The organism is Streptomyces sp. NPDC048383, assembly GCF_040651775.1.
Lineage (GTDB): Bacteria > Actinomycetota > Actinomycetes > Streptomycetales > Streptomycetaceae > Streptomyces.
Genome location: NZ_JBEZKS010000070.1, coordinates 1 through 12,307 on the forward strand (window position 1 = coordinate 1; position 12,307 = coordinate 12,307).

Genomic DNA, 12,307 nt, shown 5'->3' on the forward strand with positions numbered 1-12,307 from the left:
CGGTGATGTCGTCGCCGGGGGCGTACATCGACTTCAGTCGGCAGCGCGGGCTGGCCGCCGATGGTCGGATCAAGGCTTTTGCCGCCGCCCGGCGAACGCCGGGGGCCTTCTCGTGCGCGCACGGTCCTGCGGGAGGGGTTACGGCAGGTTCCTCGCCATGACGATCCGCTGAACCTGATTCGTACCTTCATAAATCTGCGTGATCTTGGCGTCGCGCATCATGCGCTCCACCGGGTAGTCGCGCGTGTAGCCGTAGCCGCCGAGGAGCTGGACGGCGTCCGTGGTGACCTCCATGGCCACGTCGGAGGCGAAGCACTTGGCCGCGGCGCCGAAGAACGTGAGGTCCTCGTGGGGGCCGCCGCCGGAGACGCGCTCCGAGCGGGCCGCGGCCGAGTACGTCAGCTGGCGGGCCGCCTCGATCTTCATGGCCATGTCCGCGAGCATGAACTGCACGCCCTGGAAGTCGCCGATCGGCTTGCCGAACTGCTTGCGCTCCTGGACGTAGCCCTTGGCGTAGTCCAGGGCGCCCTGGGCGATGCCGAGCGCCTGGGCCGCGATGGTGATGCGGGTGTGGTCCAGGGTCTTCATCGCGGTGGCGAAACCGGTGCCCTCGGCGCCGATCATGCGGTCGGCGGGGATGCGCACGTTGTCGAGGTAGACCTCGCGCGTCGGGGAGCCCTTGATGCCGAGCTTCTTCTCCGGGGCGCCGAAGGAGACGCCCTCGTCGCCCTTCTCCACGACGAAGGCGCTGATGCCCTTGGAACGCTTCTCGGGGTCGGTGACGGCCATCACCGTGTAGTACTCGGAGACGCCCGCGTTGGTGATCCAGCGCTTGACGCCGTTGAGCACCCAGAAGTCCCCGTCGCGCACGGCGCGGGTCTTCATGCCGGCGGCGTCGGAGCCCGCGTCGGGCTCGGAGAGGGCGTACGAGAACATCGCGTCGCCCTTGGCCAGCGGGCCGAGGTACTTGGCCTTGAGCTCCTCGGAGCCGGAGAGGATCACCGGGAGGGAGCCGAGCTTGTTCACGGCCGGGATCAGGGAGGAGGACGCGCAGACGCGGGCCACCTCCTCGATCACGATCACGGTGGCGAGCGCGTCCGCGCCGGCGCCGCCGTAGTTCTCGGGGACGTGGACGGCGTGCAGGTCGCTGGCGACCAGGGCGTCGAGGGCCTCCTGCGGGAAGCGGGACTCCTCGTCGACCGCCGCCGCGAACGGCAGGATCTTCGCCTCGGCGAGCGAGCGGACGGACTCGCGGAGCATGTCGTGCTCCTCCGCCGGGCGGTACAGGTCGAAGTCGGCAGAACCCGCCAAGATCTCTCACTCCCCAAGTGCACGATGCTAACTACCGTTAAGTAACCCAAATCTTAGTGTCCGGCACCCCCGCAGCGATATGTACCGCGTACGTGAGCTGCGTGACAGCGGGGAACGTCCCCCGCCCGGGGCCCGACTATGCTCGGTTGCCGCAAACGGCCCCGCACCTCTGGAGCACTCATGGCCCCCCTCAAGATCACTGTGATCGGCACCGGTTACCTCGGCGCGACGCACGCCGCCGCGATGGCCGAGCTCGGCTTCGAGGTGCTGGGGTTGGACGTGGTCCCGGAGAAGATCGAGCTGCTCTCGGCCGGTCGGGTCCCCATGTACGAACCGGGGCTGGAGGACCTGCTCGCCGCGCACGTCGCGGGCCTGCCCGGCTCCAGCGGGCGGCTGCGCTTCACCACCTCCTGGGAGGAGGTGGGCGAGTTCGGCGACGTCCACTTCGTCTGCGTGAACACCCCGCAGAAGCACGGCGAGTACGCCTGCGACATGTCGTACGTCGACTCCGCCATGGAGTCCCTGGCCCCGCACCTGACCCGGCCCGTGCTCGTCGTCGGCAAGTCCACGGTGCCCGTCGGCTCTGCCGAGCGCCTCGCGGCGAAGCTGGCCGCGCTGGCCCCGGCCGGCGAGGACGTCGAACTGGCCTGGAACCCGGAGTTCCTGCGCGAGGGCTTCGCCGTCCAGGACACCCTGCACCCGGACCGGATCGTCGTCGGCGTCCGCGGCGACCGGGGCGAGAGGCTGCTGCGCGAGGTGTACGAAACGCCGCTGTCCGAGGGCAGCCCCATGGTGGTCACCGACTTCCCGACCGCCGAACTCGTCAAGACGGCCGCCAACTCCTTCCTTGCCACGAAGATCTCCTTCATCAACGCGATGGCCGAGGTCTGCGAGGCCGCGGGTGGCGACGTGGCCAAGCTCGCCGAGGCCATCGGGCACGACGACCGCATCGGCGCCAAGTTCTTGCGCGCCGGCATCGGCTTCGGCGGCGGCTGCCTGCCCAAGGACATCCGCGCCTTCATGGCCCGCGCCGGCGAGCTGGGCGCCGACCAGGCCCTGACCTTCCTGCGCGAGGTCGACTCCATCAACATGCGGCGCCGCGGCCACATGGTCGAGCTGGCCCGCGACGCGGTCGGCGGCTCCTTCCTGGGCAAGCGCGTCGCCGTCCTCGGCGCCACCTTCAAGCCCGACTCCGACGACGTCCGCGACTCCCCCGCCCTCAACGTCGCCGGGCAGATCCACCTCCAGGGCGGGCAGGTCACCGTCTACGACCCCAAGGGCATGGACAACGCCCGCCGTGTCTTCCCCACCCTGGCGTACGCCGAGTCCGCCGTGGCCGCGGTGACGGGTGCGGACGTCGTCCTGCACCTCACGGAATGGACCGAGTTCCGCGAGCTGGACCCCGCGGCGCTGACCCCCGTCGTCACCGTGCCGCTGATCCTGGACGGCCGCAACGCCCTGGACTCCACCCGGTGGCGGGCGGCGGGCTGGACCTACCGCGCGATGGGCCGCCCCCGGGCCTGACCCGCGGACGCGCGCTCCGCCGGGGCCCGCCGCCGGGCGGCCTCCGGGCGGGCCGGGGCACCCGAAGGGGCTCAGTAGACTGTCGCCCGATGACGACGACAAGCAGCCTCGCGACCGATCCCGCCGGAGCCGTGCCCGGGACCGGTCCGCGTCCCGGACGGGGGCGCCTCCGCTCGGCCCTGCGCGGGCGCGGCGGCCTCCTGATCATGGCGGTCTTCTGGCTGGCCACGCGGGCCGGGATGATGGCCCTGCTGGTGAAGGACTTCCACGGCACCAAGTTCGTCGGCGTGGAGATCCAGATCTACCACGCCTGGTACAACGTCCTCACCACGGGCACCATGCCGCCCAACGACCCGACCTGGCAGTACCCGCCGGGCGCGGCAGGCGTCTTCCTCGCACCCGACCTGCTCCCGTTCCTCACCTACTTCGAGGCGTGGGTCGCGCTGACCGCCGTCTGCGACGCCCTGATCACCATCGGCCTGATCCGTGCCGCGCGCCGCTCCGACGGCAGCATGGCCGGCGCGCTGCTGTGGCTGGGTGCGCTGCCGATCCTGCTGTCGATGCCGTTCACGAAGATCGACCTGCAGGTCACGCTGTTCGCCGTCGGCTCGCTGCTCTGCATGCGCTACCGCCCGAAGCTCGCGGGCGTCCTCGCCGGCGTCGGCGCCATGATCAAGGTGTGGCCGCTGCTCACCCTGATCGGCGCCCCCCGCGGCAAGTCGACGCGGGACGCGATCGTCTCGGCCGTGGCCGCCTGCGCCGTGCTGCTGGGCGTCTTCGCCCTCCTCTTCCGCGACGCCCTCGGCTTCCTCGGCAACCAGGGCGAGCGCGGCATCCAGATCGAGTCCCTCGGCGGCTCGGGTCTGATGCTCGCCAAGCTCCTCGGCTTCTGGCCCGGAAAGACGAACTTCCAGTTCGGCGCCTTCGAGTACGTCGGCCCGTACGTGTCCAGCGTCGCGCGGCTCTCGCTGCTGCTCACAGTCGTCGGCTTCCTGCTCCTGCTGCTGTGGCGCGTGAAGTCCAAGCGCTGGACGAGCGCCACGCCGCTGGACGCCGCCCTGTGCACGATCCTGGTCTTCACGATCACCAGCCGGGTCCTCAGCCCGCAGTACCTGATGTGGCTGCTCGGCATCGCCGCCGTCTGCCTGACCTGCCGGCACACCACGCAGCGCCCGATCGCCCTGCTGATCGTCGTCTCCGCCGGGCTCAGCATCCTGATCTTCCCCCTGAACTACGGGGAGATCCTCTCCGGCACGAGCTTCGGCACCTTCCTGCTGTGCGCGCGCAACGGCCTCCTCGCCGTCGCCGCCGTCTGGTCCGGAGTGCGCCTGTGGCGGGCGACCGTCACCCCCGGCCCCGTGTCGGAGCCGGAGCCGGAGCCGGGGCGCGTCGACCGGGCGAAGGTCGCGCTCGGCCGTCCGTAGGTGCCGCTCAGCTTCTACGGTGCTGGGCGGCGCGGGCCGTGAACTCGACGCCGCGCAGTACGCGTTGGGCGTTGCCCCAGGTCAGCAGGGCCAGGTCGGCCTCCGACCAGCCCCGGTCCAGGAGTTCCGCGATCAGCCTCGGGTAGCCCGAGGCGTCCGTCAGGCCGGCCGGGCGCGGGCGGGCCCGTGCCGCGCCGAAGCCGGCGCCGAGACCGACGCCCTCCGGGCCGACCAACGCCCGTACGTGGTCCACGTGGTCCGCGACCGCGTGCAGGGAGTCGCCCGTGCGCTCCGTGTCGAAGGTGACCATCGCCAGCCCGTTCGCCGCCCGCAGGGCGAGCAGCACCGCCCGGGTGCGGGTCCGTTGCCGGAGGCGCCGCCCCCGGACCCCGCGCCTCGCACGCCGGCGGGATCGGGGGGCGGCCAGCCCGTTCGTGTCAGAGGTGGGTGTTCGACGGGGGTGTGGTCGGGGAGAGGTCGCGGGCCACGGCTTCCGCGTCGCGCAGGGCGCGGACCGGGTTCGACCAGGTGAGTCGGGACAGTTCGGGGGTGGACCAGCCGCGGGAGAGGAGTTCCGCGATCAGGTTCGGGTAGCCCGAGACGTCGTCCAGGCCGGCCGGGGTGAAGGCCGTGCCGTCGTAGTCGCCGCCGATGCCGATGTGGTCGACCCCGGCCACCTCGCGCATGTGGTCCAGGTGGTCGGCGACGGTGGCGGCGGTGGCCACCGGGCGCGGGCGCCGCTCCTCGAAGGCACGGTGCAGGGCCATCGCCTCCGGGGTGGTGTCCAGGTGGTGGAAGCCGTGCGCGCGCAGGTTCTCGTCGGCGGCCAGGGTCCAGTCGACGGCCGCCTGGAGGACGAACTTCGGGACGAAGGTGACCATGGCGACGCCGCCGTTGGCCGGCAGCAGTTCCAGGACGTCGTCCGGGACGTTGCGCGGGTGGTCGCAGACGGCCCGCGCCGAGGAGTGCGAGAAGATCACCGGCGCGGCCGAGACCGCGAGGGCGTCGCGCATCGTCGTCGCGGCGACGTGCGAGAGGTCCACCAGCATGCCGACGCGGTTCATCTCGCGGACGACCTCGCGGCCGAAGTCGCTCAGGCCGCCGTGCCGGGGCTCGTCGGTCGCCGAGTCCGCCCAGTCGATGGTGTCGTTGTGCGTCAGCGTCATGTACCGCACGCCGAGCCGGTGCAGGGACCGCAGGGTGGCGAGCGAGTTGTTGATGGAGTGGCCGCCCTCGGCGCCCATCAGCGAGGCGATCCGGCCCTCGGCGCGGGCCGCCTCCATGTCGTCCGCCGTCAGCGCGAGCCGCAGGTCCTCCGGGTAGCGCGCGATCAGCTGTTCGACCGCGTCGATCTGTTCCAGCGTGGCGCTGACCGCCCGGTCGCCGGTGTAGTCGGTGCGGACGTAGACCGACCAGAACTGCGCGCCGACGCCGCCGGCCCGCAGCCGGGGGATGTCGGTGTGCAGGTGGGCGCTCTGGTCGGCGGCGATGTCCCGCCGGTCGAGGTCGTAGCGGACCTGCTCGCGCAGGGCCCACGGCAGGTCGTTGTGGCCGTCGACCACGGGGTGCGCGGCGAGCAGCTCCCGGGCCTGCCCGAGCAGGTCCGCCGCGCTCACTTGCCGAACCCGAAGGCGTCGGCGCCGGAGACCTTCGTACGCAGTCGCTTGCCCTTCTCCGTGGCCTGGTCGTTGAGCTCCTGCTGGAAGTCGCGCATCCGCACCAGCAGCTCCGGGTCGTGGGCCGCGAGCATGCGGACGGCGAGCAGTCCGGCGTTGCGGGCTCCGGCGACGGAGACCGTGGCGACGGGAACCCCGGCGGGCATCTGGACGATCGACAGCAGCGAGTCCATGCCGTCGAGGTACTTCAGCGGCACCGGGACGCCGATGACGGGCAGCGGGGTGACCGAGGCCAACATGCCGGGCAGGTGGGCGGCGCCGCCCGCGCCGGCGATGATCGCCTTCAGACCGCGGTCGGCGGCCTGCTCGCCGTACGCGACCATCTCGCGCGGCATCCGGTGGGCGGAGACGACGTCGACCTCATAGGGGATCTCGAACTCGTCCAGCGCCTTGGCGGCGGCCTCCATGACCGGCCAGTCCGAGTCCGAACCCATGACGATGCCGATGACGGGACCGGCGGTGGTGGTGCTCATTCCGTGATCGTTCCTCTGAGGTAGCCGGCTGCGTGACGTGCGCGCTCCAGCACATCGTCCAGGTCGTCGCCGTAGGTGTTGACGTGGCCGACCTTGCGGCCGGGTTTCACGTCCTTGCCGTACATGTGGATCTTCAGCTGCGGGTCGTGGGCCATGCAGTGCAGGTACGCCGCATACATGTCGGGGAAGTCCCCGCCGAGCACGTTGGCCATGACCGTCCAGCGGGCCCGCGGGCGCGGGTCGCCCAGGGGGAGGTCCAGGACGGCCCGTACGTGGTTGGCGAACTGCGAGGTGATGGCGCCGTCCTGGGTCCAGTGCCCGCTGTTGTGCGGGCGCATGGCCAGTTCGTTGACGAGGATGCGACCGTCGGTGGTCTCGAACAGCTCCACGGCCAGGTGGCCGGTCACGCCGAGTTCCTTGGCGATGCGCAGGGCCAGGGCCTGGGCCTCGCCCGCCAGCTCCTCCGAGAGGTTCGGGGCGGGGGCGATCACCGTGTCGCAGACGCCGTCCACCTGGACGGACTCGACGACGGGATAGGCGACGGCCTGGCCGTGCGGGGAGCGGACGATGTTCGCCGCGAGTTCGCGGACGTACTCGACCTTCTCCTCCGCGAGGACGGGGACGCCCGCCTTGAAGGGGGCCTCCGCGTCCTGCGGGGTGCGGACGAACCACACCCCCTTGCCGTCGTACCCGCCGCGCACCGTCTTGAGGATGACGGGGAAGCCGCCCACCTCGTCCGCGAAGGCGACCGCGTCCGCCGGATCGCTCACGATCCGGTGGCGGGGGCTGGGCGCGCCGATCGCGTCGAGCCGGGCGCGCATCACCCCCTTGTCCGCGGCGTGCACCAACGCGTCGGGCCCCGGTCGGACGGGGATGCCGTCCGCTTCCAGGGCCCGCAGGTGCGCGATGGGCACGTGCTCGTGGTCGAAGGTGATCACGTCGCAGCCGCGCGCGAAGGCGCGGAGCGTCTCCAGGTCGCGATAGTCGCCGATGACGACGTCGCTCACGACCTGGGCCGCCGAATCCTGTGGGGTGTCACTGAGGATCTTGAATTTGATGCCGAGGGGGATACCCGCCTCGTGGGTCATGCGGGCGAGCTGTCCGCCGCCGACCATGCCGACTACCGGGAACGTCACCACTCCAGGGTATCCGTCGGTATTCCGCCATCCGGACCCGCCCGGGCGGAGCCCGCCCGGAGCGGACCCGTCGGTTCCGCACGAGGGCCCGTGTGCCGTGCGTCCCATGGGGCGGCAACCCACGGACGGGGCCCGGGGGCGACACTTACCATGAACGGGTTGACGAAATCGAGTGACGTCCCGGCGAGGGGCGACGACGACGGACAGGGACTGAGCCTTCACATGAGCACGCCGAAAGCAGCACCGCTGACCGAGCGCTTCCGCGGCCTCGCGCGGGAGGTCATCAAGTTCGGCGCGGTCGGCGGGCTGGGCGTCCTGGTCAACTTCGGTGTGTTCAACCTGCTCCGGAGCACGACCGACCTGCAGATCGTGCGCGCGAACGTCATAGCCATCGTGGTGGCCATCATCACCAACTACATCGGCTTCCGGTACTTCACCTACCGCGACCGCGACCTCGGCGGCCGGCGGCGCGAGATGTTCCTGTTCGTGCTGTTCAGCGGCATCGGCATGGTCATCGAGAGCGGTGTGCTCTACGTGGCGACGTACGGGTTCGGCTGGGACAGTTCGTTGCAGAACAACATCTTCAAGTTCGTCGGCATGGGCGTGGCGACCGTCTTCCGCTTCTGGTCCTACCGGACCTGGGTCTTCAAGGCCCTGCCCACGCCTGTCGCGCCCTCGCTGATCGTCGAGCAGCGTGACGGCCACGACGTGCCGGTGGCGCCGCTCACCCCGGAGCCGGCGGCCACCAAGTAGCACCGGGCTCCTCGGGCCCGCACGACACCGCTGCCGCCGTCACCGCACCGTGCGCGTCGGTTCCGTCCCTTCCGGCGCGGTACGGCTGAGGAAGAGGGCGAACACCGGCGGCTGGGTCTGGAGCAGTTCCAGCCGGCCGCCGTCCGCTTCGGCGAGGTCCCGGGCGACGGCGAGGCCGATGCCCGTGGAATTGCGGCCGCTGATGGCCCGCTCGAAGATCCGGTTGCCGAGGTCCGGCGGAACGCCGGGGCCCTCGTCGGTGACCTCCAGTACGGCCTGGTTGCCGATGACCCTGGTGCGTAGCGCGACCGTGCCGCCCCCGTGCATCAGGGCGTTCTCCACGAGGGTCGCCAGCACCTGGGAGACCGCCCCGGGCGTGCCGACGGCGCGCATGCCCGTCCGCCCCGAGCGCACGATGGCCCGTCCGGCGCTGCGGTAGGCGGGCCGCCACTCCTCCACCTGTTGTTTGACGACCTCGTCCAAGTCGAAGGGGACCGCCGAGCCGGTCCGCGGGTCGCGGGAGTTCGTGAGCAGCCGTTGCACGACGTCGGTGAGCCGCTCCACCTGGGTGAGGGCGATCGTCGCCTCCTCCCGTACCGTCTCCAGGTCGTCGGTGACGGTGATCTCCTCCAGCCGCATCGACAGGGCCGTCAGCGGGGTGCGCAGTTGGTGCGAGGCGTCGGCGGCGAGGCGCCGTTCGGCCGTCAGCATCCGGCCGATCCTCTCGGCGCTGGAGTCCAGTACGTCCGCGACCCGGTCCAGCTCGGGCACTCCGTACCGCTTGTGACGGGGCCGCGGGTCGCCCGATCCGAGACGCTCGGCGGTTTCGGCGAGGTCGGTGAGCGGGGAGGCCAGCCGGTTGGCCTGGCGCACGGCGAGCAGGACGGCCGCGACGACCGCCAGCAGGGCCACCGCACCGACCACGGCCAGGGTCCGCCCGACCTCCTTGGTGACCGTGGAGCGGGTCTCCTCCACCACGACGGTCTCGCCCTGTTCGCCGGTCGCGGTGCCGCGGATGACGCTGCCCTCGACGCGCTGCCCGACCTCGACGACCTGCTGCCCGGGGACGGTGATGCGGGCGTACGTGCCGAGGTCCAGTTGCTCGGCGAGGGCCGCGGCGTCGACGGGTTCGCGCTCCAGGGCGTCCGCCTCGACGATGCCGAGCAGCCGCAGGGCCTCGGACCCGATCCGGTCCTGGGCACTGCTGGTGATGGTCCGGGTCTCCACGATGACCAGGGAGACCCCGAACACGGCGATCACGACGAGCACCACGGCGAGCGTGGAGTTGATCAGGCGGCGGCGCATCCTTAGAGGATGCCCTAGGACGGCGCGGGGTCAGCTCTTCTCGAAGCGGAAGCCGACGCCGCGGACGGTGGCGATGTAGCGCGGGTTGGCCGCGTCGTCGCCGAGCTTCTTGCGGAGCCAGGAGATGTGCATGTCGAGGGTCTTGGTGGAGGACCACCAGGTGGTGTCCCAGACCTCGCGCATCAGCTGGTCGCGCGTGACGACCCGGCCGGCGTCGCGGACGAGGACGCGCAGGAGGTCGAACTCCTTAGCGGTGAGCTGGAGCTCCTCCTCCCCCATCCAGGCGCGGTGCGACTCGACGTCGATCCGCACGCCGTGGGTGGCGGGCGGCTGGGCGGTCTCGGCGGCGCCGCGCCGCAGCAGGGCCCGGACGCGGGCGAGCAGCTCGGCGAGTCGGAAGGGCTTGGTCACGTAGTCGTCGGCGCCGGCGTCGAGGCCGACGACCGTGTCGACCTCGTCGGCGCGGGCGGTCAGGACCAGGATCGGGAAGCCGTGGCCCTCGGCGCGCAGCCGGCGGGCGACTTCGAGGCCGTCCATTCCGGGCAGGCCGAGGTCCAGGACGACGAGGTCGATGCCGCCCTGGAGTCCGGCGTCCAGGGCGGTGGGGCCGTCCTCCCGGACCTCGACCTCGTACCCCTCCCGGCGCAGGGCGCGGGCCAGGGGTTCCGAGATGGATGCGTCGTCCTCGGCGAGCAGTACACGCGTCATGTGGGTGATGTTAGTCCGCGACGGGTCAAAGGAGAGGCCCTCCTGCGGGACCCCCACCATCTGTGCTCGCATACGACCCGGCGCCTTCGAATATGGTCGATCGGTTCCCTCGGAACCTGTGATCCATCTCTCAAGTCCTTCCATATGCCGCAGTGTCGTGTCGTATGGTGGCGAGACGCCTCATGCACTACTCCGGGGATCCTTGTGCCGAAAAGCGAGCCATGGACCTCAAATTCTGCTCTGGTCGGATTGCTCCGACCCAGATGACAGTGAATGACCTGTGGGCCGGGCCCTGCGCGCGAAGGTGCGCGCCGGGCGTGGATCCCGGTGATGGCTGACCCTTCGACTCCGGCACCCCGGAGGCCGAGACCCCCGGGCGTGGGGTGGGACATCCGTCGCCGGTGCCGGCCACCCCCCACCGGGCGCAGTTCGGCTCACGAAGCCGAGCGTCCCGAGCAAGCAAGGATCGACCATGGCTTCCAGCCTGACGACGGCTTCTCCGAGCCCCGCTCACGAGAAGACCCTCTTCGGCCACCCGATCGGCCTGGCCACGCTGTTCATGACCGAGATGTGGGAGCGTTTCTCCTACTACGGCATGCGTGCGCTCCTCGTCCTGTACTTGGTCTCCGGCGGTACGGACGCCGCGACCGGCAGCCAGGGCGGCGGCCTCGGTTACAAGATGGGCGCGGCCACGGCGATCTACTCCGTGTACGTGGCGATGGTCTACCTCATGGCCATGCCCGGCGGTTGGTTCGGCGACCGGGTCTGGGGTGCTCGCAAGACCGTCGCCATCGCCGGTTTCGTGATCATGGCCGGTCACGTGGCGCTGGCGCTGCCGGGTCAGATCGCGTTCTTCGTCGGTCTGCTGCTGGTCGCCGTGGGCTCCGGTCTGCTGAAGGCCAACATCTCCACGATGGTCGGCCACCTCTACAAGGGTGCGGACGACCCGCGTCGTGACGGCGGCTTCACGCTGTTCTACGTCGGCATCAACCTGGGTGCCTTCGGTGCGCCGTTCGCGATCGGCACCGTCGGTGAGGTCGTCAACTGGCACCTCGGCTTCCTGCTCGCCGCGATCGGCATGGGTCTGGGCCTGATCGTTTTCCTGGTCTTCGGCCGCACGCTGAGCCCGCAGAGCAGCATCGTCCCGAACCCGCTGTCCGCCACCGAGCGCAACGGCATCATCGTCAAGGTCGTCGCCGCCGTCGCGATCGTCGCCGCCTTCTACGGCACCGTGACCGCCATGGGCATGTTCACGATCAACTGGGCGCTGTACCCGATCACCATCGCCGGTCTGATCATCCCGGTCGTCGTCCTGGCCCGCATCAAGCGCGACAAGGACCTCTCGGCGCCCGAGCAGTCGAAGATGTCCGCGTACATCTGGTTCTTCATCGCCGCCGCCGTCTTCTGGATGATCTACGACCAGGGTGGTTCGACCCTGTCGCTGTTCGCCGACTCCAAGACCGGCACGCTGTTCGGCTGGGACCCCTCCACCACGTGGTACCAGGCGCTGAACCCGCTGTTCGTCATGGCGCTCGCGCCGGTCTTCGCCTGGCTGTGGCTGTGGCTGGCCCGCAAGAACCAGGAGCCGAACACCATCGTGAAGTTCGCGATGGGTCTCGTCCTGGTCGGTGGCTCCTTCTTCGTCTTCGTCGTCCCGATGAGCATGGCCTCCGACGGCACCAAGGTGTCGCCGATGTGGCTGGTCTCGATCTACATGATCCAGACCATCGCCGAGCTGTGCCTCTCCCCGGTCGGCCTCTCGGTCACCACGAAGATGGCCCCGCAGAAGTACGCCTCCCAGATGATGGGTGTCTGGTTCCTCGCGGTCACCGCCGGTGACTGCACGACGGGTCTGCTGTCGCTGGCCGGCGTGGACCTGAACGGCACCGGGATCATCGCGATGCAGGCGACGCTCGCCGCCGCCGCCGGTTTCGCGGTGTACATGTACCGCAAGCGCGTCCAGGCCCTGATGGGCAGCGTCCACTGACGCACCCCGC

At 70.6% G+C, this 12,307-nt stretch carries 10 protein-coding genes and 1 pseudogene; 4 read left to right on the forward strand and 7 right to left on the reverse strand.

All coding sequences use genetic code 11. The features are described from left to right. Nucleotides 1-138: 138 nt before the first annotated feature. Complete coding sequence (locus AB0D46_RS33675; RefSeq protein ID WP_362883191.1) at nt 139-1,311, reverse strand: acyl-CoA dehydrogenase family protein; 1,173 nt, start codon at nt 1,309-1,311, stop codon at nt 139-141. Between the two features lie 180 nt (nt 1,312-1,491). On the opposite strand from AB0D46_RS33675, the gene AB0D46_RS33680 reads away from it, so the two are divergent. Next, a complete protein-coding gene (locus AB0D46_RS33680) occupies nt 1,492-2,835 on the forward strand; it encodes a UDP-glucose/GDP-mannose dehydrogenase family protein (protein WP_362883193.1) in 1,344 nt (447 codons plus the stop codon). An 89-nt stretch (nt 2,836-2,924) separates the two neighbouring features. After that, nucleotides 2,925-4,259 (forward strand): glycosyltransferase family 87 protein, encoded by a 1,335-nt coding sequence (locus tag AB0D46_RS33685; RefSeq protein WP_362883195.1) that lies wholly within the window; start codon nt 2,925-2,927, stop codon nt 4,257-4,259. A 7-nt stretch (nt 4,260-4,266) separates the two neighbouring features. On the opposite strand, the pseudogene AB0D46_RS33690 reads toward AB0D46_RS33685, so the two are convergent. The 4 genes and pseudogenes from AB0D46_RS33690 to AB0D46_RS33705 all read right to left on the reverse strand — a co-directional run. After that, a pseudogene (locus AB0D46_RS33690) lies at nt 4,267-4,605 on the reverse strand (membrane dipeptidase); the annotation flags it as partial. Between the two features lie 91 nt (nt 4,606-4,696). Beyond that, nucleotides 4,697-5,875, reverse strand: coding sequence for a dipeptidase (locus AB0D46_RS33695; protein ID WP_362883197.1), 1,179 nt, complete (start codon nt 5,873-5,875; stop codon nt 4,697-4,699). Further along, nucleotides 5,872-6,408, reverse strand: a complete 537-nt coding sequence (gene purE, locus AB0D46_RS33700) for a 5-(carboxyamino)imidazole ribonucleotide mutase (protein WP_362883199.1) — start codon at nt 6,406-6,408, stop codon at nt 5,872-5,874. Before purE ends, AB0D46_RS33695 begins: the two co-directional genes overlap by 4 nt. Further along, entirely contained in the window at nt 6,405-7,547 is a 1,143-nt protein-coding gene (locus AB0D46_RS33705) for a 5-(carboxyamino)imidazole ribonucleotide synthase (RefSeq protein ID WP_362883201.1), read from the reverse strand. The genes purE and AB0D46_RS33705 overlap by 4 nt, the downstream gene beginning before the upstream one ends. 219 nt (nt 7,548-7,766) lie before the next feature. Here AB0D46_RS33705 and AB0D46_RS33710 point away from each other — a divergent pair, with 219 nt between their 5' ends. After that, nucleotides 7,767-8,297, forward strand: a complete 531-nt coding sequence (locus AB0D46_RS33710; RefSeq protein WP_362883203.1) for a GtrA family protein — start codon at nt 7,767-7,769, stop codon at nt 8,295-8,297. Nucleotides 8,298-8,336: 39 nt separating this feature from the next. On the opposite strand, the gene AB0D46_RS33715 is transcribed toward AB0D46_RS33710, so the two are convergent. Both AB0D46_RS33715 and AB0D46_RS33720 read right to left on the reverse strand, forming a co-directional pair. Next, nucleotides 8,337-9,602 carry an ATP-binding protein gene (locus tag AB0D46_RS33715; protein WP_362883204.1) on the reverse strand — a complete coding sequence of 422 codons (1,266 nt, stop codon included), beginning with the start codon at nt 9,600-9,602 and terminating at the stop codon, nt 8,337-8,339. 30 nt (nt 9,603-9,632) lie between these two features. Beyond that, on the reverse strand, nt 9,633-10,310 hold the full coding sequence (locus tag AB0D46_RS33720; protein WP_361598543.1) for a response regulator transcription factor: 678 nt from the start codon (nt 10,308-10,310) through the stop codon (nt 9,633-9,635). Nucleotides 10,311-10,782: 472 nt separating this feature from the next. Between AB0D46_RS33720 and AB0D46_RS33725 the strand changes: the two genes are divergently transcribed. Further along, nucleotides 10,783-12,297, forward strand: a complete 1,515-nt coding sequence (locus tag AB0D46_RS33725) for an oligopeptide:H+ symporter (RefSeq protein WP_362883206.1) — start codon at nt 10,783-10,785, stop codon at nt 12,295-12,297. The last annotated feature ends 10 nt before the right edge of the window (nt 12,298-12,307 follow it).

Coding starts and splice junctions, on each gene's coding strand:
- AB0D46_RS33680 (WP_362883193.1), top strand. CDS start 1,492: ATGGCCCCCCTCAAGATCACTGTGATCGGCACCGGTTACCTCGGCGCG.
- AB0D46_RS33685 (WP_362883195.1), top strand. CDS start 2,925: ATGACGACGACAAGCAGCCTCGCGACCGATCCCGCCGGAGCCGTGCCC.
- purE (WP_362883199.1), bottom strand. CDS start 6,408: ATGAGCACCACCACCGCCGGTCCCGTCATCGGCATCGTCATGGGTTCG.
- AB0D46_RS33710 (WP_362883203.1), top strand. CDS start 7,767: ATGAGCACGCCGAAAGCAGCACCGCTGACCGAGCGCTTCCGCGGCCTC.
- AB0D46_RS33715 (WP_362883204.1), bottom strand. CDS start 9,602: ATGCGCCGCCGCCTGATCAACTCCACGCTCGCCGTGGTGCTCGTCGTG.
- AB0D46_RS33720 (WP_361598543.1), bottom strand. CDS start 10,310: ATGACGCGTGTACTGCTCGCCGAGGACGACGCATCCATCTCGGAACCC.
- AB0D46_RS33725 (WP_362883206.1), top strand. CDS start 10,783: ATGGCTTCCAGCCTGACGACGGCTTCTCCGAGCCCCGCTCACGAGAAG.